Raw genomic sequence first — 22,437 nt, forward strand, 5'->3', positions numbered from 1 at the left:
CGACGGCGGCAGGTCAGTCGGTGGCCGGCTCCGGCGCGAAGTAGCGGCGGGCCAGCACGGGCGATGCCCGGTGGCCGCGGCGGATCAGGGTGTGCGCGGCGTCGACGGCCGCTGGCCGGGCGTCGGCGGGGCCGCGGGTCCGCAGGTAGAGCAGGAGGTCGAGCCGGTCGGTCCCGCTGCGGGCCGTGATGTGCTGGAGCGCATCGCCGGGGAGGGCGTGGGCCCGGAGGATGCCGACCGTCTCGTGCGCCTCGTCCGGCGAGGCGGGGCCGGGTTCTCTGCGCCGCAGGCCGACACGGACGATGTCCATGGGGTGGGTCAGCCCCAGCCGAGGCTGCCGTCGGCGACGGTCACGGTGGCGGCCGGGGCGTCGGAGGTGAGGGCGGTGACCGCGGCCGGGGCGGCGATCAGGGCGGTGAGCGCGAGGGCGGCGACCGCGGCGGCCTTGGCGAGACGGGTGAGCATGTCGGTGGTTCCCCTCGACGGAAGTGACAGGTGGACGGACTCCGGTTCGGCGTCCCGCGGTTGACGCTCGCTCCGGTTCGCCGTCCGGTCGGTTTCCCTGGCGACGATCAATAGCTTCGCGGGTTCCGGAGCGGCCCGGAAGGTCGTCGGGGTGTCGCCATTCGGACTGTCCGAGACCGGACACCGAGCCATGGACATGCCACAACAGTCGGCGCGGCAGGGCCGGCTCCGACCCCCGCCCGCAGCGGGCCGGGCTACGCCTTGCCGGTGGCCGCGACCGCTGTCAGGCCCTGCTCGGTGGGGCCGTAGACGCGGCCGCCGCCGGCCCAGAAGGGGACGGTGAGGGTGAGGCTGGGGGCCAGGAAGTCGTAGGTCCAGCGGGCGACGCCGGTGCCGGGGTCGAGGGCCCAGACCTTGCCGTGGATCCAGAGGTAGAGGGTGTCGTCGGCGAACTGGGCGGCCAGGTTGGTGGCCAGGGCGCCGACGGGCAGGGTGCCGGCCCAGCGGACGGCGCCGTTGCCCGCGTCCAGGGCCTGGACCCTGACGGTGAGGGTCTTGTAGTCCACGGCCACGGCGAAGACCGTCGTGGCGTCGGCGTTCGCCACCACCGCCTGGTAGGTCATGGCGGCGTCGGACTTCCATGCCACCGTCCCGTCCGCCGGGTCGAGGGCGTAGACCCGGTCGGCGAGGTAGAGCAGGCGGCCGCCGGCGGAGGTGTGCGGACCGTCGGTGAAGGGCTGGAGGAGGGCTCCGGCGCCGAGGGTGGCGCCGGGCGGGTTCTGCTGCCAGGCGGAGAGGCCGGCGTTCGTGGTGTCGAGGCCCTGCAGGGTGGACTTGCCGTTGGACATCTCGGTCCGCTGCCAGAGCAGGCGGGTTCCGGCGGTGGGGACGGCGAGGCGTCCGCTGCCCAGGCCGGAGAACGGGAACCGCTGTTCCCAGCGGAGGTCGTGGGTGGCCGTGTCCACCGCCCACAGGAACATCAACTGGCCGCCGGCCGAGGCGGAGGAGCCGACGCCCTGGACGTAGACGGCGCCGTCCAGCACGCCGGCGACCGCGCCGGTGGTGGCGCTCAGTCCGGGCCGGGCGAACGACCAGGCGACTTCGCCGGTGGCCAGGTCGATCGCCTTGAGCGAGGTGCGGATGCCGACGACGGTCGCGCCGACCCGTTCCCAGCTGACGTAGTAGCCCTTGCCGCCGGCGGCGGCGACCAGGCCGAGCGTCGGGGCCGGCATGGCGCCCTGGGAGGTCTTCGGTTCCCAGCGGGGTTTGCCGTCGCGGTCGAAGCCGCGGAGGCTCTTGGCGTCGACGGTGAGGATGCTCTCGCCGTCCGCGACGATCTGGTTGAGCGGGTCGGGCACGGGCACCGTCCACAGCGCGGCGGCGATGTTGGTGGTGCCGAGCGGGCGGTCCGGGTCGGTGGGATCGGGCGCCGATGCCGAACTCCGGTGTCCGCCGGTGGACTTGTCGGGCGTCCGGCCGAACGTCAGGTACGCCGCCGTCCCGCCGCCGGCCAGCGCCGCCGCGCCGCCGGCCAGCCCGTAGAGCAGGGTCCGCCGCGCGGGGCGCTTCGGCTCCGGCTGCGGGAGGTCGGGCGGCAGTTCCACCGTGGGTGCGACCGGCGGCGGGGGCAGCGTGGGCGCCAGCACGGCCGCGGAGCGTTCGACGGCGGCGAGCAGCGCGGGGTGCAGCCACGCCCCGGGCGGCTGCGGTGCGAGCCGCTGGGAGTCGACGAGATGACGGGGCGTCGGGCGGTCGGCGGGGTCCTTGGCGAGGCAGGCGGCGATCAGCAGGCGCAGCCCGGCGGGCACGGCGGTGAGGTCGGGTTCCTCAGCGGCGACCCGGCGGACCACTTCGATGGGGTGGCCGCCGCCGAACGGTCCGGCGCCGGTCGCGGCGTGCACCAGGGTCGAGCCGAGCGAGAAGACGTCGGAGGCGGGGACGATCGGCCGGGCCAGGGCCTGCTCGGGCGACAGGAAGGAGGGGGTGCCGAGGATGGCGCCCTCGGCGGTGAGGACGCTGTCGTCGGCGGCGCGGGCGATGCCGAAGTCGATGACGTGCGGGCCGTCCAGGGCGAGCAGCACGTTGCTGGGCTTGATGTCCCGGTGGACCAGCCCGGCGGCGTGGATGGCGGCGAGTTCCTCGGCGATGCCGGCGGCGAGGATCCGCAGCACCGGTTCGGGGAACGGGCCGACCAGGCGGACGGCCTCGTCGAGCGGGATGCCGGGGATGTACGCGGTGGCGAGCCAGGGCAGCGGCGCGTCCGGGTCGGCGTCCACGACGGGGGCGGTGAACGCGGAGGACGCGGTGCGGGCGGCCGAGACCTCGCGCCGGAAGCGGGCCCGGAACCGCTGGTCGTCGGCGAGTTCGGGCCGGATCAGCTTGACCGCGACGGTGCGGCCGCCGGCCGACCGGCCGAGGTAGACGGCGCCCATGCCGCCCGCGCCGAGTCGGCCGAGCAGCAGGTAGGGGCCGACCTGGGCGGGGTCGGTGGGGCCGAGCGGATGCATCGTCAATGTCCCTTCGCGGGCAGGGCGGTGAGGATCGTCGGGCGTTGGGCGGCGATGCACAGCCGTCCCGCGCCGGCCGTCCAGGTCAGCGTCGCCGGGTCGGCGCCCTTGAGGCCGGAGTACTTCCAGCGGGCCTGGCCGGTGGCGGGGTCGAGGGCCCAGACCACCGCGTCGCGGCCGATCCGGTAGAGGGTGTCGTCGGCGTACAGCAGGTCGGCGCCGTACGCGCCGGCGCCGGTGCCGGGGCCGTCGGGCGGCAGCGGGGTCCGCCAGCGCGGGGTGCCGCTCTTCAGGTCGAGGGCGCCGACGGAGTAGCCGCCGTCGCTGTCGGTCCACAGGCAGTGCAGCAGGCTGTCGTCGGGGCCGTGCGCGAAGGCGCTGCCGGTGACGCGGGGGCCGGCGATGCCGGGGGCGGACCAGGCGGGCTTGCCGGTGGCGGGGTCCAGGGCGGTGAGGGCGCCGTCCTTGTCGGGGGTGAGGAACCAGCCCCCGCCGGCGGCGATGCCGAAGGACTGCAGGCCGGCCGTCCAGGCGACGGCGCCGGTGGCGTCGACGGCCTTGAGACGGTCGGCGCTGGAGACCAGGATCCGGTCGCCGCCGGGCAGCAGGGCGGCTTCCAGCAGCAGCAGGTCCTCGCCGTGGAACCAGGCGGTGCGCCGCCCGGCCAGGTCGACCGCCCACACGTTGCTGCCGCCCTGGTGCCTGCCCTGGCCCACGCCGACCACGTACGCGATGCCGCCGCGGATCCCCGCGAAGCGCGTCACGCCGGCCGCCTGCGGCTGGTCGAGCGTGACCCTGCCGTCGACCTTGCCGTCACCCGGGTCGATGGCGAGCAGGGCGGTCGTCAGGCCGCCCGGGGCGGCGGCGCCGCCCATTCCGGCCAGCTGGATGCGGTGGCCGTCGAAGGCGGCGACGGGGTGCGGCTGGAGCGGGTCGAGGGCGAAGGTGACGCCCGCTGCGGTGTCGTCCAGCGTCCACTTGGGCTTGCCGTCGTCGACGACCGCCCAGGTCTGCCGGGTCGTGATGCCGACCACCGCGGCGTCCAGCGACAGCAGTTGGACGCACGGCAGGGTGACCTGCCGGTTCTGCCAGAGCGGGACGGCCTCGCGGACGTCCGCGCTCGGCCGCACCGGCGGGGCGGCCTGCCTGCCGGACGGTGTGCCGCGGCCACGGTCGATCAGCGCGTAGGCGGAGCCGGCCGCACCGGCGGCGAGGACGCCCCCGCCGAGGGCGAGCAGCGTCCGGCGGCGCGGCCCGTGCGACGGCGGCCGGTCGACCGGCGCGGGTGCGGGCTCGGGGGCGTGCGCGGGCATCGGGGGTGGTGCGGGCGGCGCGGTGAGCACGGCGCGGACGGTCCGTATCTCGGTGGCGACGGCGGGCGGCAGCCAGCCGTCCGGGTCGGCGGGGTGCCCGGCCAGGGCTACGTGGGCGACGAGTTGACGGGGCGTCGGCCGGTGCGCGGGGTTCTTGGCGAGGCAGGCGGCGACCAGGGTGCGCAGGTCGGCGGGCAGCTCGCCGAGTTCGGGTTCGGTGTTGACGATCCGGAACAGCACGGCCGCCCCGGCGCCTTCGCCGAACAGGTTCCGACCGAGGGCCGCGTACGCCACGGTGGAGCCGAGCGAGAACACGTCGCCGGCGGGGGTGAGCGGCTCGCCGAGGGCCTGTTCGGGGGACATGTACGGCGCGGAGCCGATCACCGCGCCGGTGGTGGTCAGCCCTTCGGCGTCGGCGGCCCGGGAGATGCCGAAGTCGATGACGTGCGGCCCGTCCAGCGCGAGCAGCACGTTGCCGGGCTTCAGGTCGCGGTGGATCAGCCCCGCGCGGTGCACCTCGGCGAGCGCCTCGGCGAGTCCGGCGGCCAGCGTGCGGACGGTGGCGACGGGCAGCGGGCCGTGCCGCTCGACGGCCTGCCGCAGCGACAGGCCGGGAACGAACGCGGTGGCCATCCACGGCAGCGCGGCCTCCGGGTCGGCGTCCACCACGGGCGCGGTGAACGCGCCGGAGACCCGCCGGGCGGCCGCCACCTCCTGCCGGAACCGCTGCCGGAACCCGGTGTCCTCGGCGAGCTCCGGCCGGACCACCTTGACCGCGACGGCCCGGCCGCCGGCCGAGCGCCCCAGGTAGACCGCGCCCATGCCGCCGGCCCCGAGCCGGCCCACCAGCGTGTACGGCCCGACCTGCCGCGGATCCATCCCGTCGAGTGGTTGCACCTGCCCGTCCCTTCCCCCGTCGGGTGCGCGGTTCCGAACCCTACGGTCTGCGACGGGGGCACGGCAGCCGATCACACCGAATCCTCACCTGCCCGGATCCCCTGACGCCACGTCACACCGGGCCGGCCCGGTGGGCGAGGGGCGCTGCCTGGACGCGCGGCTCTCCGGTCGGAGTCAGGTGCGGATCCGGTCGACCCACCGCGCGCAGGCGCTGCCGGCGCTCAGCAGCGCCGACTCCACCGACTTCGAGGTGGCGTCGGCGAGGCGCGAGGCCGTGCCGGAACTCCGGGCGGTGCTGCGGCTGTTCGACGACGACTTCACGGAAGACGTGTAGCGGCGCAGACCCGCAGCCGGAGCGTGGCGCACCTGTCGGCGCCCGCGTTCGCGCCCGCAATGACGGGCCGTCAGGTGATCGGGGCGCTCGCCGCGGGCCGCGAGGTGCGGGTGATCGCCTCGGTGGACGTCGTCCGCTCGCCCCGGCCGCGCGGCGCCACGGTGGCAGACGCGCACCGCCCCGGGCTGTGGCGGGTGCCGGCCCGTCGATCTCGCGCCGCCGGAGCTGCGCAGCCCGGCTCTCGCCCAACCGCGCCGCGGCGGGCCGGAGTTGCTCCGGTCGCCGCCGGCGGACCGGGTGGTGGCGGCCACCGCACGCGGCCTGGGCCTGCTGGGCTCCCGGGCATCCTGACCGCACTCCGACCGCACTCCGGCCGTGCGGTGTCGGGCCACCGCCGGGGCGCGCAGCGGACAGCCGACCGCCCCGGTGCGCACTAGCCTCGACGGCTCGAACGGCCGCCCGGTGCGGGACGGCCGCCATCCGGCGGATGTCCGTCGCCGAGCCGAGGGCCTGGAAAAGATGAGACGCAGTGCGAGCGAGGAGTCCGCGTGGGCGCCGCTCGGGGAGAAGGTGTTCCGGGCGCTCTGGGTGGCCCAGTTCGTGTCGAACGTCGGCGGCTGGATGCAGACCGTCGGCGCGCAGTGGCTGCTGGTCGGCCACGGGGCGGGGCTGGTGTCGCTGGTCCAGGTCGCCGCGGGACTGCCGGTGCTGCTGCTGGCGCTGCCGGCCGGCGCCCTCGCGGACCTGGTCGACCGTCGGCGGCTGCTGCTGGTGATGCAGGCGGCGATGGCGGCGGTCGCCACCGTTCTCTCGGTGCTGGCGCTGGTGGGGGTGCTCGGGCCGTGGCTGTTGCTGCTGTTCACCTTCCTGCTGGGCTGCCTGACCGCGTTGAGCGGTCCGGCCTGGCAGGCGGTGCAGCCGAGCCTGGTGCCGCGCGAGCAGCTGCGGCAGGCGTCGGCGCTGGGCGCGGTGAACATGAACGTGGCCCGCGCGGTCGGCCCCGCACTGGGCGGCCTGCTGGTCGCGGCCGCCGGGGTGGGCTGGACGTTCGCCCTCAACGCGCTGTCCTTCGCGGGCATTCTGCTGGTCCTGCTGCGCAGGTTCCCCGACCCGCCGGCGCCCCTCCGCGAGCGGGAGCGCGAGCAGGTGCTGGCGGCGCTGCGGGCCGGCGGGCGGTACGTCCGCCGCGCGCCGGCAGTGCGGCGGATCCTGCTGCGCTGCGCGCTGTTCGTCCCGGGTGCGGCGGCGCTGTGGGCGCTGCTGCCGGTGGTGGCGGTGCGGCGGCTGGGCCTCGGCTCCTCCGGGTACGGCCTGCTGCTGGCCGCCGTCGGCGTGGGTGCGGTGGCGGGCGCGGCCGCGCTGCCGCGGCTGAGTGCCCGGCTGCGCGGCAACGGCGTCCTTGCGCTGGCGGGGCTGCTGACGGCGGGTGCGCTGCTGCTGGTGGCGCTGGCCGGCAGCGCCTGGGCGGTGGGCCCGGCGCTCGCGGCCGCGGGCGCGGCCTGGATCTGGGGCCTGTCCGTCCTGAGCGCCGCCCTGCAGTTGGAGCTGCCGAACTGGGTGCGGGCCCGCGCGGTCGCCTTCTACCTGCTGGTCTTCCAGGGCGGCAACGCGCTGGGCGCCCTGGTGTGGGGCCAACTGGCGCAGTACGCGGGCCTGGTGGTCGCGCTGACCGTCCCGGCCGCCCTGCTGGCCCTGGGCGTGCTCTCCCTCCGTCGGCTCCCGCTGCTGGACGGCAGGGTGGACCCGTCGCTGTCCGACAGTTGGCCGGAGCCGCGCCTGACGGTCGAGCCCGCCGCGGCGGACGGGCCGGTGCTGGTCACCGTCGAGTACCGGGTCGCGGACGGCGGGTCGGCGGCGTTCGTCCGGGCGATGGACGAGGTCGAGGCGTCCCGACGGCGGACCGGCGCGGTCAGTTGGGGCCTGTACCGGGACGCGGCCGAGCCGGCCCGGTTCGTCGAGACGTTCACGGTGTCGTCCTGGGCCGAGCACCTGGCGCAGCACCACGAACGCTGGACCGGCGTCGACCACGCCTTCGAGCGCGCCGCCCGGGCGCTGGTGACGGGGGAACCGGTGGTGTCCCACGCCGTCACCGCCCGGGCGGCGGGGTGACGCGTCGTCAGCCGGTGACGGACCGGACGGCCTCGCGGATCACCTCGGCGACCCGGGCGGGCTGCGAGAGCATCATCAGGTGCGAGGTGTCGAGTTCGACGGTGGTCATCCCGGCGCGCCGGTAGCCGAACCGCTGGACGTCGGGGTTGAGGGTGCGGTCGGCGGTGGCGACGACGCCCCAGGACGGCTTGGTCCGCCATGCGGCGGTCGGCGCGGCCTCGCCGAACGCGGCGGCGGCCAGCGGGCGTTGGGTGACGGCGAGGACCTTCGCCAGCTCGGGGTCCACGTCCGCGGCGAAGATCTCCGGCAGGCGGTCCGGCTGCACGGACACGTCGGTGCCCTCGCCGCCGCCGTCCAGCGGGAACGGGGTGTACACCAGCGCCTCGGCGAGCTCGGAGGCCGGGAAGCGGCCCTGCAGCTCGCCCAGGCTCTCGCCCTCCTCCAGCGCGTAACCCGCCAGGTACACCAGCGCCTTGACGTTCTCCTCGGCCCCGGCGACGGTGATCACCGCGCCGCCGTAGGAGTGGCCGACCAGCACCACCGGGCCGGGTGTCCGCCGGACCACGGAGGCGAGGTAGGCGGCGTCGCCGGTCAGGCTGCGGTTCGGCCCGGCCGGCGCGAGGACCTTCAGGCCGTCGGCGAGCAGTTCGGGGATCAGCCGGCCGAAGCCGGAGGCGTCCGCGAAGGCGCCGTGCACCAGCACGACGGTGGGCGTGTTGTTCTCGGTCATGGTCAAGTCCTTCGGATCAGCGGGGAGTTCGGACAGCGGGACGACCTCAGGCTAGGAACCCCGCGCGCGTCCCGTTCTTCCCCGGGCGCACTCCCCTCGGCCGATCCGCGCACCGTTGCCCGCCGAGCGCCCGACGGTGCGTCACCTCGCCCGCCCGGACGGCCGCTGGGGCGCGCCGAGATAGGTGAGCACCGCGAGGACCCGCCGGTCGCCGCTGTCCTCCGGGGGGAGGTCGAGCTTCCCGAAGATGTTCCCGACGTGCTTGTGCACGGCCCGTTCGGTGACCACGAGCCGAGCGGCGATCTCGGAGTTCCCGTACCCCTGGGCCATCATCGCGAGCACTTCGCGTTCGCGTTCGGTGAGCCGGGACAGCGGGTTGCCGTGCGTCGCGAACAGCTGCCGGACGACGTCCGGGTCCAGCGCGGTGCCGCCGGCGGCGACCCGGTGCAGCGCCTCCAGGAAGTCGTCGACGCGGGCGACCCGGTCCTTGAGCAGGTAGCCGACGCCGGCCCCGTCGGCGAGCAGCTCCCTGGCGTAGGTGTCCTCGACGTACTGGGAGAGCACCAGGATCGGCAGACCGGGGACGTGCTCCCTGGCGCGCAGCGCGGCCCTGACGCCCTCGTCGGTGAAGGACGGCGGGAGGCGGACGTCGACCACGGACACGTCCGGCCGGTGGGCGACGGCGGCCGTGACGAAGGACTCGGCGTCCCCGACCGTGCCGAGCACCTGGTGGCCCAGCGCGTCCAGCAGCGCGGACAGGCCTTGCGCGAGCAGCGCGTTGTCCTCGGCGATCAGGATGCGCACGGGCACTCCACGGTGATCACGGTGGGCCCGCCGGGCGGGCTCTGCACCAGCAGGACGCCGTCCACCGCCTCGACGCGCTGCCGCATGCCGCGCAGCCCGGTGCCGCCGCCCTCGGCGGCCCCGCCCCGGCCGTCGTCGGCGATCTCCGCGCGGACGGCGGCGCCGGTCCTGGTCAGGGTGACCGACACGGATGCGGCGCGGCTGTGCTTGGCCGCGTTGGTGAGCGCCTCGGTGACGGCGAAGTACACGGCGACCTCGATCCGCGCCGGCACCTCGCCGAGTTCGCCGACGTCGAGGGTGGCGGGGACGGGGCAGCGGGCGACGACCGCCGCGACCGCGCCGGCCAGGCCGCGGTCGGCGAGGATCGGCGGGTAGACGGAGCGCAGCACGTCGCGGAGCTCGGCCATCGCCTCCTCCGCGCCCTGTCGCGCCCGGGTGAGCAGCGGACCCACGGCCGCCGGGTCGGAGCCGAACGTCCGCTCGGCGAGGCCGAGTTGCATGGCGAGGGAGACCAGCCGGGCCTGGGTGCCGTCGTGCAGGTCCCGCTCGATGCGGCGCAGTTCGCTGCCGTGCGCGTCGATCGCCCCGGTGCGCGTGCGGTCCAGCGTCGCCACACGTTCGGCGAGGACCGCGGCGGCCGAGGGGGCGAGCAGCCACCGGCTCACCGACGCGGCGAGCCCGGCCACCAGGGGCGGCCCGAACAGGGCGAGCAGCACGCTCAGCAGGAACTGGGGCACCCCGACGCCGAGCACGGACCACCAACTGCGGATCGGGACGTTCAGGATCAGCCGGATCGGCTCGTCCGCGGGGAACAGCCACCAGAGGCCCGCGAGCACGAGCACGGCCACTGGGAACAGGAACAGCGCCACCCCGACGATCCCGAGCACGGTGCCGGCCACCATCGCGCCGGGCGCCCAGCGCAGGTCCCGACCGGTCGCCGGGTCCGCCAGCATCGTCATCAGGCGCCTTTTCCCGTGCGGCCCGGCCGCCGCCACCGGCGCCGCCGCCCACCGGCCGAGCCGCACCCGTTCGACGTCGGCCAGGCGGCGCAACAGCCGGAGCTCGTACGGCAGGACGAGCAGGCCCGGGCCGACCAGGCAGAGCACGGACGAGTAGACGAGCGCGGGCACCAGCACGATCAGTGCCAGTCCGCGGCCGAGGAGGGCCGCGCAGTAGCCGGTGGCACGCGCCGAACGGGCGGCCACCGCACGCGTTTTCGACAACCTGTTCACGGTGGCCAGTCTTTCCCGTCCGGGTCCCCCGACGCAGTGGAGCCAGCTACACCATCGGTCGACGAGCCTGCACGATCGTCCCGACCGGCGCCCGGTTCGTAGCGTCCCGGTCATGAAACCGAACCCGCCCTCCGGCCTCCTCCCGTTCCTCTCGATCAGCTTCGTCGGGGCGTGGCTCGCCATGGTCCCGCTCTGGCTCGACGGCCTCCGCCGGACCAGCGCCGCGCAGGGCACGCCGCCGCTCGCGGCGGCGTGCATGATCCTGATGATGCTGGTGCCGGCGCTGACCGCCTTCGGCCTCACCGCCCGCCGCCACGGCCTGCGCGGGGCCGCCCGGATCCTCGGGCTCGCCAGGGCCACCCCGTGGCGGCACGAACTCCGTTCCGTGGCAGTCGCGTTGACGATCCCGCTCGGCCTCACCGCCGCCGGCCTGGCGGTGGCCGCACTGGCCGGCCGGTACAGCCCCGCGCACCTGCCCGGTCCGGCCACGATCGCGCCGCTCGTGCTGAGCGCGCTGGTGTCGCTCCCGCTGTACTTCGGCGAGGAACTCGGCTGGCAGGGCTACCTGTTGCCGCGGCTGCTGCACCACGGCAGGACTCGCGGCCTGCTGATCGGCGGCGCGATCTGGGGAGCCTGGCACGTCCCGATGACCGCACTCGGCGGAAGCTACCCCGGCCACTCGGTCCTGCTGGGCATACCCGTCGCCGTGGTCACCGCGATGCTGCTCGGCACCGTCATCGCCACCGTCCGGCTGTCCACCGGCTCGGTCTGGGCGGCCGTCGCGGCGCACGTCTCACTCAACGAGTTCGCGCTGCCGCTGACCCGCGAGGTCTCCGACCGCCTCGTCGACCCGCTGTTCGCGGGGCCGCTCAGCATCTCCACCTGGCCGATCACCGCCCTCGCCGTCCTGGGCGCCTGGCTGGTCCACCGCCGGCGGGGCACGGCCGGCGCCGCCCCGGAGCCGAGCGGATCCCACGGCCGCGCTTCCTGACGGATCCGGGCCGCCGACCGACGTCGGCGGTCCGGACCGCACCGCGGTCGGCCCTCATGGGTTCAGCCGGTAGCGGCCGGACCCGCGGGCCAGCAGCCCGTCGTCAACCAGGGCGCGGCGCAGCGAGACGGCGTCCAGCGGACCGCCCTCGCACCACGGCCGCAGGCGGTCGGTGACCGTCCGCTCGTCGTACTCCTCGCCCGGCGCGAAGGTGGTCCCGGCGAGGTGCCCGAGCACCGCGCGGCGGGCCTCGGGGTCCTCCTCGGGCAGGTCCACCAGGACGCCGCCGCGGATGCGGCCGCGCAGCCGCGGGTCGGGCTGCTCCCTCGCCTCCTCGTCCGCGACGCGGCGGGCGGCGGCGTCCGCGGCGGCGGCGAGTGCGTCCTCGTTCAGGGCGACCGTGCCGCGGCCCTGGACGAGCAGGCCGGCCCGGACCAGCCGCCCGATGGCGGGGGCGGCGTCCGGTGCGGCGAGCCCCGAGACGGCGAGGACCTCGGCGGAGGTCGTCGCGCCCAGGGCGACCGCCGAGAACACCCGGCGCTGGATCGGGTCGGCGAGCTGGACGGCGAGGTGATCGGGTGTCATGCGGGGAACGCGTCCTCTCCGAGGCGGTGTGGTCCGGGATCGAAGGCGGACACAACTCACGTTACCCGCAGCCGAGTTCGACGCCGAACCGTTTTGGCGCCGCCCGGCCCGGGGCCCGCTCAGCCCGCGGTGTGCTGCGCCCGCCACTGGCTCGGCGAGACGCCGTACGCGGCGCGGAAGGCCCGGCTGAAGTGCGCCGGGCTGCCGAATCCCCAGTGCTGCGCGACCGCCGCGACCGACGGGCCGGGCCGGGCCAGGTCCCGGGCGGACGCGTCCAGCCGGGACCGCAGGATCAGCCGGCTCACCGTCGTCTCCTCGGCCTCGAACAGCCGGTGCAGGTAGCGCAGCGAGATGTGGTGCGCCCGGGCGATGGTCTCCGGCGACAGGTCCGGGTCGCCGAGGTTGCGCGCGATGTGCTCCCGGATCCGCCGCACCAGCCCGCCGTTGGCGGTGCGGGAGTCGTCGGCCGTCCGGCCGGCGGCCAGCTGGGCGACCATGGTGCCCACCAGGTCGGCGACGCTGCCGGCCAGCCGGTCGGCGAGCGGCGTGACGTAGGACGGCGCGGAGTCGGCCAGGGTCCGCAGGAACGGCAGCAGCACCGACCCGAACCCGGCGGCGGCGGTCACCGGGGTGCCGGTCACCCGGTGCAACTCGGTCTCCGGTACGCCCAGCAGGCGGCGCGGCAGGTGGAACAGGTGCGCGCGGGACGGCTTCGGGTACTCGATGACGTACGCCCGCGCGGTGTCGTACAGGACGAACTCGCCCTCGCCCAGCACCTTCTGCTGCCCGTCCTGGGTGACCATGCACTCCCCGGCGAGTTGCAGCCCGATGCCGACCATCGGCTCCTGGCCGGCCCAGGCGTACCGGCCCGCGAGGCGGGGCGGCAGCGCCACGGCGGTCTCCAGCGTCGCGACCCGCAGGTACCCGAGCCGGGACAGCCGCGCCCGCTCACCCGGCGAGGCGCCCGTGAGCGTCGGGTCCGTCGCGGCCGGCGGCCACGGCCACGTCGCGCCGGGCACGCACCCGTTCGCCATCCACACGCTCATCCGACCGCCTTCCGGGGTGTTGCCGAACTTCGGGAGCGCCCCGCGCAGGTACGCCCCGAGGTGCCCGGCACCCCAGGCTATCTCGCGCCACGCCGGCCCGGCACCGCGCCCCTGACCTGCGGCTATCACTCCCGGTGAGGCAGGTCGGCGCACTCGTGGTGCACCGGCGGGTTCACCCCCGGCGAAGCAGTCGGGTTCACTCCCGGTAGAGCAGCGCCGTGACGCCGGCCAGCGCCGCGCCGGCCACCAGCGCCCAGGCGAGCTGACCGTGCAGGACCAGGACGGCGCCGGGGATCGCACCGGCCAGCATGGTGGCGACGGACAGGATGCGGCGGCGCTGACGGGGCGCCGTGCCGCCGGCCAGCCGGGAGTCGGCGGCCAGGCCGGTCAGGGTGAGGGTGAGCACGGTGGTGGTGAGGTCGGGGACGCCGAGGGCGCGCACAGTGCCGTTGCGGATGCCCATCGCCACCGCGCCGAGCGTGATCACCGCGTACCGGGCGGCGGGCTCCTCGACGCTCCAGCCGAAGGCCACGGCGGCCGCCGCGCCGTGCAGCGCGACCTCCAGGGCCAGCGCGGCTCGCAGCCGGCCGGTCGGCCGCCCGATGGTGAACCGGCCGGCCAGCACCGCGCCGAGCAGGAACGCGCCGAGCGAGGTGACCGAGGCGGCGACGGAGAAGCCGGGTGCGCCGGCCAGGGCGAACGCGATGACGACCACGTTGCCGGTCATGTTGGCGGTGAAGACGTGGCCGAGGCCGAGGTAGCTGACCGCGTCGATCAGTCCGCTGGCCATGGTGAGACCGAACAGGGCCAGTGCCAGCGGGTGGCGGTCGGTGATCTGCGGCGTGGACGGGGCGGGGGGTGCGGGAGTGGACACGGCGGCGCCTCCTGAGGGGAGTGGGGGCACCGCCGCGGCACGCGCGGCGATGCCCCCTGAACGAGATGTCGGTGCGTCAGAGGAAGCAGGGGTCCTGCGGCAGCGCCGACTGTCCGGGGACGGCGTTGCCGCGGGCCAGCCGCCAGGCGAACTGCTCGTCGGAGGCCGCGGCGGACTCCAGCACCCGGTCGGCCTGCTGCGCGCCGGCCAGGCCGGGCGCGGAGCCGGCCTGGTAGCCGCCGAAACGGGCGACGGGGCTCCACTCGGGGCTGATCGCGGGCAGGTCGGCGACCAGGCCCTCGTGCTCGGCGACGGCGTGCACGATCCGGCCGCCGACCACGGTGAGGACGGACTCGATGTGCGCGATGTCCTCCTCGGGGACGGTGAAGTAGTCGGCGTCGAGCACCGCCAGGTCGGCGTAACTGCCCACGGTGAGGCGGCCCTTGACGTCCTGCTCGCCGGTGAGCCGGGCGCCGCCGAGGGTGAACAGCTCCAGCGCCCGGGCGCGGTCGAGGCGGTTGTGCTCGGCGGCCAGTCGGCGGCCGGAGACCGCGCGGCCGGAGACCAGCCAGTGCAGGGCGACCCACGGGTTGTAGGAGGACACCCGGGTGGCGTCGGTGCCGCCGGCCACGGTCAGGCCGCGGTCCAGCATGGCGCGCAGCGGCGGGGCCTCGGCCGCGGCGGCGGCGCCGTAGCGGCTGACGAACGCCTCGCCCTGGAAGGAGAGCCGGTTCTGCACGGAGACCGCGCCGCCGAGGGCGGCGATCCGGTCCAGGCTCTCGCCGCTGACGGTCTCGGCGTGGTCGAACAGCCAGCGGTTGCCCTGCGGGAACAGGCCCTCGGCGGCGAGCTTCTCGAACACGGCGAGGTCGCGGCGGATGGTCTCGTCGTAGGTGGCGTGCAGTCGAAAGCCCCAGCCGTTCTCCATCAGCATCCGGACGGCCTTCTCGAACTCGCTCTCGTACGCGCCGAGTTGCGGGCGCGGCTCGGTGAAATTCTCGAAGTCGGCGGCGGCCCAGGTGAGGTTCTCGCCGGCGCCGTTCAGTCGCAGCCACTCGTCGCCCTCGCCGGGGCGGACGGTGTCGATCCACCGCTTGAGGTCGTCGAGTTCCTGGCCCGCGGTCTGCGGGAACAGGTGGTAGGCGATCCGGAGCGTCAGTTCGCCGCGGCGGGCGAGCTCCATGACGGTGCCGTAGTTCTCCGGGAAGCTCTGGAAGCCGCCGGCGGCGTCGATCGCGGAGGTCAGGCCGAAGCGGTTGAGCTCGCGCAGGAAGTGCCGGGTGGAGTCGACCTTGTCGGCCTCGTCCAGCACCGGCGCCTTGGCGAGGGTGGAGTACAGCAGCAGTGCGCCGGGCGCGGCGATCAGCAGGCCGGTGGGCTCGCCGTCGTGGCCGCGGACGATCTGGCCGCCGGCCGGGTCGGGGGTGTCCCGGGTGAAGCCGGCGGCGCGCAGCGCGGCCTTGTTGAGCAGTGCCGACTGGTAGAGGTGCAGCACGAAGACGGGGGTGTCGGGCGCGGCGGCGTTGAGCTCGGCCAGGGTGGGCAGTCGGCGCTCGACGAACTGGTCGGCGGACCAGCCACCGACCACGCGCACCCACTGTCCGGCGGGGGTGCGCTCGGCCTGCTCGCGCAGCATGGCGAGGGCCTGCCGGAGCGAGCGGACTCCGTCCCAGCGCAGCTCCATCACGTAGTTGAGGCCGCCGCGGATGACGTGCAGGTGCGCGTCGTTGAGTCCGGGCACGACGCGGCGGCCGAGCACATCGACCACCCGGGTGCCGGGGCCGACCAGCGCGGCGACGTCGGCGTCCTCGCCGACCGCCCGGATCACCCCGTCCCGGATCGCGACTGCGGTGGCCTGCGGGCGGCGCGGGTCGTTGGTGAACACCTTGGCGTTGCGGACGACCAGGTCGGCGGGCTGTTCGGGGGTGCCGGGGCGGACTCCGGCGACGGGCATGGTGGACAAGGCGGGTCCCCTTCGGTGCAGGTGGTGGTCAGTGGAAGCCGAGGACGGGCGCGGTCGGGCCCTGGCCGTCGGCGGGGCGCATGCCACCGACGGTCACCAGGGCCGCGAGCTCCTGCCCGGCGCGCTCGATCCGGGTCGGCAGGGTGTCGGTGTGCGAGTCGCCGGTGCCGCCCCAGTCCTCGGAGGCCGCGAACACGGCGGTCGGCGCGACCAGCGCGCGCTGGTACGCGAACAGCGGGCGCAGCGCGTGGTCGAGGGCCAGCGAGTGCCGGGCGGTGCCGCCGGTCGCGCCGATCAGCACCGGCTTGCCGGCCAGCGCGCCGGGGTCGAGCAGGTCGAAGAACGACTTGAACAGGCCGCTGAAGGACGCCGAGAAGATCGGCGAGACGGCGATCAGCGCGTCGGCGCCGCTCACCTCCTCCAGTGCGGCGCCGAGCGCGGGCGACGGCCAGCCGGTCACCAGGTGGTTGGAGATCGGGCCGGCCAGCGGCCGCAACTCGTGCAGCTGGACGTGGACTTCGCGGCCGGCGGCGGCGAGCGCCGCGGTGGTGGCCCCGGCGAGGCGGTCGGCGAGCAGCCGGGTGGAGGAGGGGACGCTGAGCCCTCCGGAGACCACGGCCAGGTTCAGGGCGCTCACTTGGCGGCCTCCGTCTGCTGCCGGGCCGCCGCGAGCGCGGCGTGGGTGGGGGCGTCCGGCACCCCGGCGGGGCGCAGCTTGGCGAACTCCTCGCGCAGCACCGGGACGACCTCCTCGCCGAGGATGTCGAGCTGCTCCAGGACGGTCTGCAGCGGCAGGCCGGCGTGGTCCATCAGGAACAGCTGGCGCTGGTAGTCGCCGACCGCGTCGCGGAAGCCGAGGGTGCGTTCGATGACCTGCTGCGGGCTGCCGACGGTCAGCGGGGTCGCCTCGGTGAACTCCTCCAGCGACGGGCCGTGGCCGTAGACCGGGGCGTTGTCGAAGTAGGGGCGGAACTCGCGCACCGCGTCCTGCGAGTTCTTGCGCATGAAGACCTGCCCGCCGAGGCCGACGATGGCCTGCTCGGGGGTGCCGTGGCCGTGGTGGGCGAACCGGGTGCGGTACAGCTGGACCATCCGGCGGGTGTGTTCCTGCGGCCAGAAGATGTTGTTGTGGAAGAAGCCGTCGCCCCAGTACGCGGCCTGTTCGGCGATCTCGGGGCTGCGGATCGAGCCGTGCCAGACGAACGGCGGGGTGTCGTCCAGCGGGCGCGGGGTCGAGGTGAAGCCCTGCAGCGGGGTGCGGAAGCGCCCCTCCCAGTCGACCACCTCCTCGCGCCAGAGCCGGCGCAGCAGCGCGTAGTTCTCGGTGGCGAGCGGGATGCCCTGGCGGATGTCCTGGCCGAACCAGGGGTAGACGGGGCCGGTGTTGCCGCGGCCCATCATCACGTCCACCCGGCCGTCCGCGACGTGCTGGAGCATCGCGTAGTCCTCGGCGATCTTCACCGGGTCGTTGGTGGTGATCAGCGTGGTCGCGGTGGACAGCACGATCCGCTCGGTCTTCGCGGCGATCCAGCCGAGCATGGTGGTCGGCGAGGACGGCACGAACGGCGGGTTGTGGTGCTCGCCGGTGGCGAAGACGTCCAGGCCGACCTCCTCGGCCTTGAGCGCGATCGCGAGGATCGCCTTGATCCGCTCCCCCTCGGTGGGCGCCCGCCCGGTGGTCGGATCGACCGTCACATCGCCGACGCTGAATATCCCGAACTGCACGGGGTGCCGCCTTTCCACTGACTGTGCACGACCCGATCGGGTCGCCGCTCGACGGTAAGCAGTTGCCGGGCCGTCGAACGGTTTCCCAGCGCATCGCCAATTGCCCTGGAGTGCACTGCACTTGCCGTCGGATCGGGTGTGCGTTGTGGGAACAGTGCCGGGCGCGCAGCGGGCAGGTCGGGCCTGGGATCCGGGCCTAGCGTGGTGGTCGTCGGCATCCCGGTCGAACCGGTCGAGCGCCTGACGTTTCACCAACTCCCGGCATTTTCAAGAAAGAAGGGACCGTCATGGTCGACTTCGCCAATGTCAAGGCTGCCCCGAGCCCGGACCTGCTCACCCCCGAGAACTCGATGATGCTGTTCGTCGACCACCAGCCGCAGATGTTCTTCGGCACCGGCTCCGGCGACCGCACCTCGATCATCAACTCGACCGTGGGCCTGGCCAAGGCCGCGAAGATCTTCGACGTGCCGGTGGTCCTGTCGACCGTCGCCGCCGAGTCCTTCTCCGGCCCGATCCTGCCGCAGCTCAAGGCGGTCTTCCCCGACCACGAGGTCATCGACCGCACCACGATGAACGCCTGGGAGGACGAGGCGCTGGTCGAGGCGGTCAAGGCCACCGGCCGCAAGAAGATCATCCTGTCGGGTCTGTGGACCGAGGTCTGCCTGGTCCTGCCGGCGCTCTCCGCGCTGGGCCAGGGCTACGAGGTGTACGTCGTGGCGGACGCCTCCGGCGGCGTGAGCCCGCTGGCGCACGAGCACGCCCTGCAGCGGATGACCGCCGCCGGCGCCGTGCCCGTCACCTGGGTGCAGGTCCTGCTGGAGCTCCAGCGCGACTGGGCCCGCTCGGAGACCTACGTCGCCGTCACCGACCTGGTCAAGGAGCACGGCGGCGCCTACGGCATGGGCGTCTTCTACGCCCAGTCGATGATCGACCCGCACGCCGCGGGCTGATCGCCGTGAACACCGGTCTTCTCCTGCTCCGCCTGGTCGTCGGCCTGCTGATCGCCGGACACGGCGTCCAGAAGGTCAGCTACCACCTCGGCGGCAGCGGGCTGGCAGGCGGCACCGCCGAATTCCGGGGTGATGGCTTCCGGGGCGGGATGCTCACCGCCCTGGCGGCCGGCGGTACGCAGATCGGCGCCGGGCTGATGCTCGCCGCCGGCCTGCTCACCCCGTTGGCCGGCGCGGGCGTCATGGGCGTCATGACCGTCGCCCTGACGGTCAAATGGCCGCACGGCCTGTGGGTCCAGCACGACGGGTACGAGTTCCCGCTCGTGCTGATCGTCGCGGCCGCCGCCCTCACCGCCACCGGCCCCGGCCAGTGGTCCGTGGACGGCGCGCTCGGGCTGGCCGACTGGCCCCTGTGGTGCCTCGCGCCGGCGCTGGTCGCCGGTGTCGGTGGCGGTCTGGCCACCCGGTTCGCCCTTCACCGCGAGTAAGGGCAGTACCGCAGAAGGGCTCGGGCCCCTGGAGCGAGCGATCGCCCAGGGGCCCGAGCCCTTCTGCACACCGAACTCTTCGGTAGACCGAACTCCCCCTCTTTTCCCGACGCAAGGAAGAAGCCATGACGGCAGCGACGACCCTCGAAGACCGGCAGACGCCGCAGGCCACCGCGCCCCGGCCGGAGCTGCACACCATGACCAGGATCAGCCTGCGGCCGATCGCCTCCCCGATGCCGCTCGGCTTCTTCGCGGTGGCGATCGCCTCGGCGGTCACCAGCAGCCTTCAGCTCGGCCTGATCGACGGCGCGTACCGGCAGGCCGTGGCACTCACCGTGTTCGCCTCCTTCGTACTCCAACTGCTGGTCGCCATCCTGGCGTTCGGCGCCCGGGACGTGATCGCGGCGACCCTGATGGGCGTCTTCGCCGGGGCCTGGCTGTCCTTCGGCCTGGTCACCGCGGCCGACGCGCCCGGCGCCCGGCACGTGATGGGCGTGCTGAACCTGACGTTCACCGTGTTCGCCGCCCTGATGGCCTCGGTGGCCCGGCCGAAGAAGGCCCTGTGGGCGGTCCTGCTGGTCGCCACCCCGCGCTACCTGGTGGCCGGCGTGGCAGGCGTCACCGGCATCGAGGGGCTGACCCGCGTCGCCGGCGTGCTCGGCATCCTGCTCGCGCTGGTCGCGGTGTACGCCGCGTACGCCCTGATGGTGGAGGAACTGCGCGGCCGCGACGTCCTGCCGATCGGCCGCAGCGGCCCCGTCAAGCACGCCATGACCGCCGAACTCGCGGATCAGCTGCACGGCCTGGAGCGCCAGGCCGGCATCCGCCGCACGCTCTGACCGACCGCACGACCGACCGCACGACCGACCGAAAAGGGGCCGTCCGAGGACGGCCCCTTTGGGCTGTGTGCCGGCGAGCTCCGGCGTGCTGGGCTGCGTGCCGGCAAGCTCCGGCGTGCCTACAGCTCCGGGGTGTCCACCAGGTGCTCGGCGAGGAACCACACCTGGGTCTCGCCGCCGCGGATGATCTGCGACACCAGCAGGTCCTGGGTGCCGTCGTCACCGAGTTCGGCGGTGCGGGTGGCGGCGTCCCGGGCGTCGGTGAGGATGCGCTCGTGCGCGTCCAGCAGCCGCGAGAGCATCGAGCGCACGTCGTCGAGGCCGTCCGGCGGGCGCGGCACGCCGGTGATCTCGGCCGCGTGCCGCAGGTCGCCGACCGCGACGCCGCCGAGGGTCTGCACCCGCTCGGCGAGCGCGTCGATCAGTTCCAGCTGCTCCTGGGCGTGCTTGTCGAACAGCAGGTGCAGCTGGTAGGCCGTCGGGCCGCGCATCCCCCAGTGGTACTTCTTGTACAGCCCGTACAGGAACTGGGTGTCCGCGAGGACGCGGTTGAGGCGCTGCGTCGAGTACAGGCGGGCGTCGTGCGACAGCGCGATCGGCAGCTGCGTGACGGTGCCGAACTCCTGGACGGCGGGCCCGCGCTGGTGCAGGCGAGGCTGGCTGGACATGGTGCTCCTGAGGATCGGGGTCAAGGCCCCATCAGCGTAGAAACGCCGAGGCCTCCCGCCTGTCCCGACCGTGCACGGGCAGCGGCCGCTGCGCGCACCCCGCACCGCAGTTGACGCGCGGTCAGGTCGGATGGCGCTCTGGGGCGACGAGTTGTGCTCTCCCGGGCGATCCGCCGCCCCGACCCGCTCCTAGCGTGGGGCGAGTCAACCGCCCGCCAACCGGGCCGCTCCACTGACGAAAGTGAACCGCCATGCCTTACATCACCGTCGGCCAGGAGAACACCACCTCCATCGACGTCTACTACGAGGACCACGGCACCGGTCAGCCGGTCGTCCTGATCCACGGCTTCCCGCTGAACGGGCACTCCTGGGAGCGCCAGGAGGCCGCGCTGCTCGACGCCGGCTACCGGGTCATCACCTACGACCGCCGCGGCTTCGGCCAGTCCTCGCAGCCGACCACCGGCTACGACTACGACACCTTCGCGGCCGACCTGAACACCGTGCTGGAGACCCTGGACGTCCGCGACGCCGTCCTGGTCGGCTTCTCGATGGGCACCGGCGAGGTCGCCCGCTACGTGTCGACCTACGGCTCGGCCCGGGTCGCCAAGGTCGCGTTCCTGGCCTCGCTGGAGCCGTACCTGCTGCTGACCGACGACAACCCGGAGGGCGCCGCCCCGCTGGAGTTCTTCGAGGGCGTCGTCGCCGCCGTGAAGGCCGACCGCTACGCCTACTACAGCGACTTCTTCGAGAACTTCTACAACCTGGACGAGAACCTCGGCACCCGGATCAGCGAGGAGTCCGTCCGCAACAGCTGGAACGTCGCGGCCTCCGGCGGCGCGTTCGCGGCCTCGGCCGCGCCGTCCACCTGGTACACCGACTTCCGCGCCGACCTGCCCAAGATCGACGTTCCGGCGCTGATCCTGCACGGCACCGGCGACCGCATCCTGCCGGTCGAGAACACCGCCCGCCCGTTCCACCGTGCGCTGCCCGCCGCGGACTACGTGGAGATCGAGGGCGCGCCGCACGGCCTGCTCTGGACCCACGCCGAGGAGGTCAACTCCGCGCTGCTGGCCTTCCTGGCCAAGTAGTCCCGGCCGGTCGGCCGCGCAACGACTCGCGCCCGGCGTCCCGCATTCCGCGGGGACGCCGGGCGCGAACCATTTCCCGGACGGGCCGTCAACGACCCGTCGCGACCTCGTGGATCAGCTCCGCGACGGCGGTCGGCCGCGAGACGATCACCGCGTGCGAGGCCTCGCGCAGCTCCGTCACCGAAGCGCCCGCCCGCTCGGCGGTGAAGCGCTGGACCTCCGGCGGCAGCGCCTGGTCGGCGCCCGTCACCAGCGCCCAGGACGGCTTGTCGCGCCACGCCGCGGCGGTCGGCGCCTCGGTGAACACCCGCTCGGCGACCGGGCGTTGGAGCGCGGCGAGGACCTGCGCCAGCTCCGGGTCGAGGTCGGCCGCCACCAGTTCCGGGAACCGCTCCCGGGGCACGGTGAGTTCGTCCCCGGCGCCGGTGCGCAGCAGCTGGGCCCGGCCCTGCCCGGGGGCGAGCCCGGCGGCCAGGTCGTCGTAGCTCTCCCCCACGTCGGGCAGGTAGGCGGCGACGTAGACCAGCGCGACCACGTTCGGCGCGCCGCCGGCCTCGGTGATCACCGCCCCGCCGTAGGCGTGGCCGACCAGCACCACGGGGCCGTCGAGGTCCGCGAGCAGGGCGGCCAGGTAGGCGGCGTCGTGGGCGAGTCCGCGCAGCGGATTGGCGGCGGCGAGCACGCTCAGGCCGCGGCGGTGGAGCTCGGCGACGACGCCGGCCCACGTGGTGGCGTCGGAACAGCCGTCGTGGACGAGCACGACGGTGGGCCGGGTGGCGGACATGGCGGCCTTTCTGACGGCGTCGGCGGCGGGGCGGGCCGCCGCCGA

22 protein-coding genes are annotated in these 22,437 nt (G+C 74.7%); 7 read left to right on the forward strand and 15 right to left on the reverse strand.

Annotation, left to right across the window (positions count from 1 at the left end):
• Nucleotides 1–13: 13 nt before the first annotated feature.
• The 4 genes from ACI1MP_RS08075 to ACI1MP_RS08090 form a co-directional block, all read right to left on the reverse strand.
• Nucleotides 14–310, reverse strand: a complete 297-nt coding sequence (locus ACI1MP_RS08075; protein ID WP_380336396.1) for a hypothetical protein — start codon at nucleotides 308–310, stop codon at nucleotides 14–16.
• 8 nt (nucleotides 311–318) lie between these two features.
• Complete coding sequence (locus ACI1MP_RS08080) at nucleotides 319–465, reverse strand: hypothetical protein (protein ID WP_404868170.1); 147 nt, start codon at nucleotides 463–465, stop codon at nucleotides 319–321.
• 254 nt (nucleotides 466–719) lie between these two features.
• Complete coding sequence (locus tag ACI1MP_RS08085) at nucleotides 720–2,972, reverse strand: protein kinase domain-containing protein (RefSeq protein ID WP_404868171.1); 2,253 nt, start codon at nucleotides 2,970–2,972, stop codon at nucleotides 720–722.
• A gap of 2 nt (nucleotides 2,973–2,974) precedes the next feature.
• Nucleotides 2,975–5,182, reverse strand: coding sequence for a protein kinase domain-containing protein (locus tag ACI1MP_RS08090; RefSeq protein WP_404868172.1), 2,208 nt, complete (start codon nucleotides 5,180–5,182; stop codon nucleotides 2,975–2,977).
• Between the two features lie 178 nt (nucleotides 5,183–5,360).
• Here ACI1MP_RS08090 and ACI1MP_RS08095 point away from each other — a divergent pair, with 178 nt between their 5' ends.
• Both ACI1MP_RS08095 and ACI1MP_RS08100 read left to right on the forward strand, forming a co-directional pair.
• Nucleotides 5,361–5,516, forward strand: a complete 156-nt coding sequence (locus tag ACI1MP_RS08095; RefSeq protein WP_404868173.1) for a hypothetical protein — start codon at nucleotides 5,361–5,363, stop codon at nucleotides 5,514–5,516.
• Nucleotides 5,517–6,035: 519 nt separating this feature from the next.
• Nucleotides 6,036–7,625 carry an MFS transporter gene (locus ACI1MP_RS08100; RefSeq protein WP_404868174.1) on the forward strand — a complete coding sequence of 530 codons (1,590 nt, stop codon included), beginning with the start codon at nucleotides 6,036–6,038 and terminating at the stop codon, nucleotides 7,623–7,625.
• Nucleotides 7,626–7,632: 7 nt separating this feature from the next.
• On the opposite strand, the gene ACI1MP_RS08105 is transcribed toward ACI1MP_RS08100, so the two are convergent.
• From ACI1MP_RS08105 to ACI1MP_RS08115, 3 genes are all read right to left on the reverse strand, one after another.
• Nucleotides 7,633–8,355, reverse strand: a complete 723-nt coding sequence (locus tag ACI1MP_RS08105; RefSeq protein ID WP_404868175.1) for an alpha/beta fold hydrolase — start codon at nucleotides 8,353–8,355, stop codon at nucleotides 7,633–7,635.
• Nucleotides 8,356–8,496: 141 nt separating this feature from the next.
• Nucleotides 8,497–9,159 carry a LuxR C-terminal-related transcriptional regulator gene (locus tag ACI1MP_RS08110; protein ID WP_387990891.1) on the reverse strand — a complete coding sequence of 221 codons (663 nt, stop codon included), beginning with the start codon at nucleotides 9,157–9,159 and terminating at the stop codon, nucleotides 8,497–8,499.
• Nucleotides 9,147–10,382: a sensor histidine kinase gene (locus tag ACI1MP_RS08115; protein WP_404868176.1), complete on the reverse strand. Its 1,236-nt coding sequence runs from the start codon at nucleotides 10,380–10,382 to the stop codon at nucleotides 9,147–9,149. The genes ACI1MP_RS08110 and ACI1MP_RS08115 overlap by 13 nt, the downstream gene beginning before the upstream one ends.
• 121 nt (nucleotides 10,383–10,503) lie before the next feature.
• Between ACI1MP_RS08115 and ACI1MP_RS08120 the strand changes: the two genes are divergently transcribed.
• Nucleotides 10,504–11,382 carry a CPBP family intramembrane glutamic endopeptidase gene (locus ACI1MP_RS08120; protein WP_404868177.1) on the forward strand — a complete coding sequence of 293 codons (879 nt, stop codon included), beginning with the start codon at nucleotides 10,504–10,506 and terminating at the stop codon, nucleotides 11,380–11,382.
• A 54-nt stretch (nucleotides 11,383–11,436) separates the two neighbouring features.
• Here the strand turns inward: ACI1MP_RS08120 and ACI1MP_RS08125 are convergent, their stop codons facing one another.
• The 6 genes from ACI1MP_RS08125 to ACI1MP_RS08150 all read right to left on the reverse strand — a co-directional run bounded on the left by ACI1MP_RS08125 (nucleotide 11,437) and on the right by ACI1MP_RS08150 (nucleotide 17,575).
• Entirely contained in the window at nucleotides 11,437–11,967 is a 531-nt protein-coding gene (locus ACI1MP_RS08125; protein WP_404868178.1) for a DUF2087 domain-containing protein, read from the reverse strand.
• A gap of 119 nt (nucleotides 11,968–12,086) precedes the next feature.
• The gene (locus ACI1MP_RS08130) at nucleotides 12,087–13,013 is read right to left on the reverse strand and encodes a helix-turn-helix domain-containing protein (RefSeq protein WP_404868179.1); all 927 of its coding nucleotides are present in this window, start codon (nucleotides 13,011–13,013) and stop codon (nucleotides 12,087–12,089) included.
• A 196-nt stretch (nucleotides 13,014–13,209) separates the two neighbouring features.
• Nucleotides 13,210–13,887: a YoaK family protein gene (locus ACI1MP_RS08135; protein ID WP_404868180.1), complete on the reverse strand. Its 678-nt coding sequence runs from the start codon at nucleotides 13,885–13,887 to the stop codon at nucleotides 13,210–13,212.
• A 76-nt stretch (nucleotides 13,888–13,963) separates the two neighbouring features.
• On the reverse strand, nucleotides 13,964–15,841 hold the full coding sequence (locus ACI1MP_RS08140) for an amidohydrolase (protein ID WP_404870775.1): 1,878 nt from the start codon (nucleotides 15,839–15,841) through the stop codon (nucleotides 13,964–13,966).
• A 37-nt stretch (nucleotides 15,842–15,878) separates the two neighbouring features.
• Nucleotides 15,879–16,487 carry an FMN reductase gene (locus ACI1MP_RS08145; RefSeq protein WP_404868181.1) on the reverse strand — a complete coding sequence of 203 codons (609 nt, stop codon included), beginning with the start codon at nucleotides 16,485–16,487 and terminating at the stop codon, nucleotides 15,879–15,881.
• Complete coding sequence (locus ACI1MP_RS08150; protein ID WP_404868182.1) at nucleotides 16,484–17,575, reverse strand: LLM class flavin-dependent oxidoreductase; 1,092 nt, start codon at nucleotides 17,573–17,575, stop codon at nucleotides 16,484–16,486. Before ACI1MP_RS08150 ends, ACI1MP_RS08145 begins: the two co-directional genes overlap by 4 nt.
• 287 nt (nucleotides 17,576–17,862) lie before the next feature.
• Between ACI1MP_RS08150 and ACI1MP_RS08155 the strand changes: the two genes are divergently transcribed.
• From ACI1MP_RS08155 to ACI1MP_RS08165, 3 genes are all read left to right on the forward strand, one after another.
• On the forward strand, nucleotides 17,863–18,525 hold the full coding sequence (locus ACI1MP_RS08155) for a hydrolase (protein WP_189270646.1): 663 nt from the start codon (nucleotides 17,863–17,865) through the stop codon (nucleotides 18,523–18,525).
• Between the two features lie 5 nt (nucleotides 18,526–18,530).
• Complete coding sequence (locus tag ACI1MP_RS08160) at nucleotides 18,531–19,013, forward strand: DoxX family protein (protein WP_043910640.1); 483 nt, start codon at nucleotides 18,531–18,533, stop codon at nucleotides 19,011–19,013.
• A 125-nt stretch (nucleotides 19,014–19,138) separates the two neighbouring features.
• Complete coding sequence (locus ACI1MP_RS08165) at nucleotides 19,139–19,852, forward strand: GPR1/FUN34/YaaH family transporter (RefSeq protein WP_404868183.1); 714 nt, start codon at nucleotides 19,139–19,141, stop codon at nucleotides 19,850–19,852.
• Between the two features lie 119 nt (nucleotides 19,853–19,971).
• Here ACI1MP_RS08165 and ACI1MP_RS08170 read toward each other — a convergent pair whose 3' ends face one another.
• Nucleotides 19,972–20,520, reverse strand: a complete 549-nt coding sequence (locus ACI1MP_RS08170; protein WP_380336355.1) for a Dps family protein — start codon at nucleotides 20,518–20,520, stop codon at nucleotides 19,972–19,974.
• Between the two features lie 251 nt (nucleotides 20,521–20,771).
• On the opposite strand from ACI1MP_RS08170, the gene ACI1MP_RS08175 reads away from it, so the two are divergent.
• Nucleotides 20,772–21,608 carry an alpha/beta fold hydrolase gene (locus tag ACI1MP_RS08175; RefSeq protein ID WP_043910637.1) on the forward strand — a complete coding sequence of 279 codons (837 nt, stop codon included), beginning with the start codon at nucleotides 20,772–20,774 and terminating at the stop codon, nucleotides 21,606–21,608.
• A gap of 88 nt (nucleotides 21,609–21,696) precedes the next feature.
• On the opposite strand, the gene ACI1MP_RS08180 is transcribed toward ACI1MP_RS08175, so the two are convergent.
• Complete coding sequence (locus ACI1MP_RS08180; protein ID WP_380336516.1) at nucleotides 21,697–22,392, reverse strand: alpha/beta hydrolase; 696 nt, start codon at nucleotides 22,390–22,392, stop codon at nucleotides 21,697–21,699.
• Nucleotides 22,393–22,437 lie beyond the last annotated feature (45 nt).

This window comes from Kitasatospora griseola (assembly GCF_044999035.1).
Lineage (GTDB): Bacteria > Actinomycetota > Actinomycetes > Streptomycetales > Streptomycetaceae > Kitasatospora > Kitasatospora griseola.

Excerpts from the sequence above, each read along its gene's own strand:
- ACI1MP_RS08075 (WP_380336396.1), bottom strand. The coding sequence starts at position 310 with ATGGACATCGTCCGTGTCGGCCTGCGGCGCAGAGAACCCGGCCCCGCC.
- ACI1MP_RS08080 (WP_404868170.1), bottom strand. The coding sequence starts at position 465 with ATGCTCACCCGTCTCGCCAAGGCCGCCGCGGTCGCCGCCCTCGCGCTC.
- ACI1MP_RS08085 (WP_404868171.1), bottom strand. The coding sequence starts at position 2,972 with ATGCATCCGCTCGGCCCCACCGACCCCGCCCAGGTCGGCCCCTACCTG.
- ACI1MP_RS08100 (WP_404868174.1), top strand. The coding sequence starts at position 6,036 with ATGAGACGCAGTGCGAGCGAGGAGTCCGCGTGGGCGCCGCTCGGGGAG.
- ACI1MP_RS08105 (WP_404868175.1), bottom strand. The coding sequence starts at position 8,355 with ATGACCGAGAACAACACGCCCACCGTCGTGCTGGTGCACGGCGCCTTC.
- ACI1MP_RS08120 (WP_404868177.1), top strand. The coding sequence starts at position 10,504 with ATGAAACCGAACCCGCCCTCCGGCCTCCTCCCGTTCCTCTCGATCAGC.
- ACI1MP_RS08125 (WP_404868178.1), bottom strand. The coding sequence starts at position 11,967 with ATGACACCCGATCACCTCGCCGTCCAGCTCGCCGACCCGATCCAGCGC.
- ACI1MP_RS08130 (WP_404868179.1), bottom strand. The coding sequence starts at position 13,013 with ATGAGCGTGTGGATGGCGAACGGGTGCGTGCCCGGCGCGACGTGGCCG.
- ACI1MP_RS08140 (WP_404870775.1), bottom strand. The coding sequence starts at position 15,841 with ATGCCCGTCGCCGGAGTCCGCCCCGGCACCCCCGAACAGCCCGCCGAC.
- ACI1MP_RS08155 (WP_189270646.1), top strand. The coding sequence starts at position 17,863 with ATGGTCGACTTCGCCAATGTCAAGGCTGCCCCGAGCCCGGACCTGCTC.
- ACI1MP_RS08165 (WP_404868183.1), top strand. The coding sequence starts at position 19,139 with ATGACGGCAGCGACGACCCTCGAAGACCGGCAGACGCCGCAGGCCACC.
- ACI1MP_RS08170 (WP_380336355.1), bottom strand. The coding sequence starts at position 20,520 with ATGTCCAGCCAGCCTCGCCTGCACCAGCGCGGGCCCGCCGTCCAGGAG.
- ACI1MP_RS08175 (WP_043910637.1), top strand. The coding sequence starts at position 20,772 with ATGCCTTACATCACCGTCGGCCAGGAGAACACCACCTCCATCGACGTC.
- ACI1MP_RS08180 (WP_380336516.1), bottom strand. The coding sequence starts at position 22,392 with ATGTCCGCCACCCGGCCCACCGTCGTGCTCGTCCACGACGGCTGTTCC.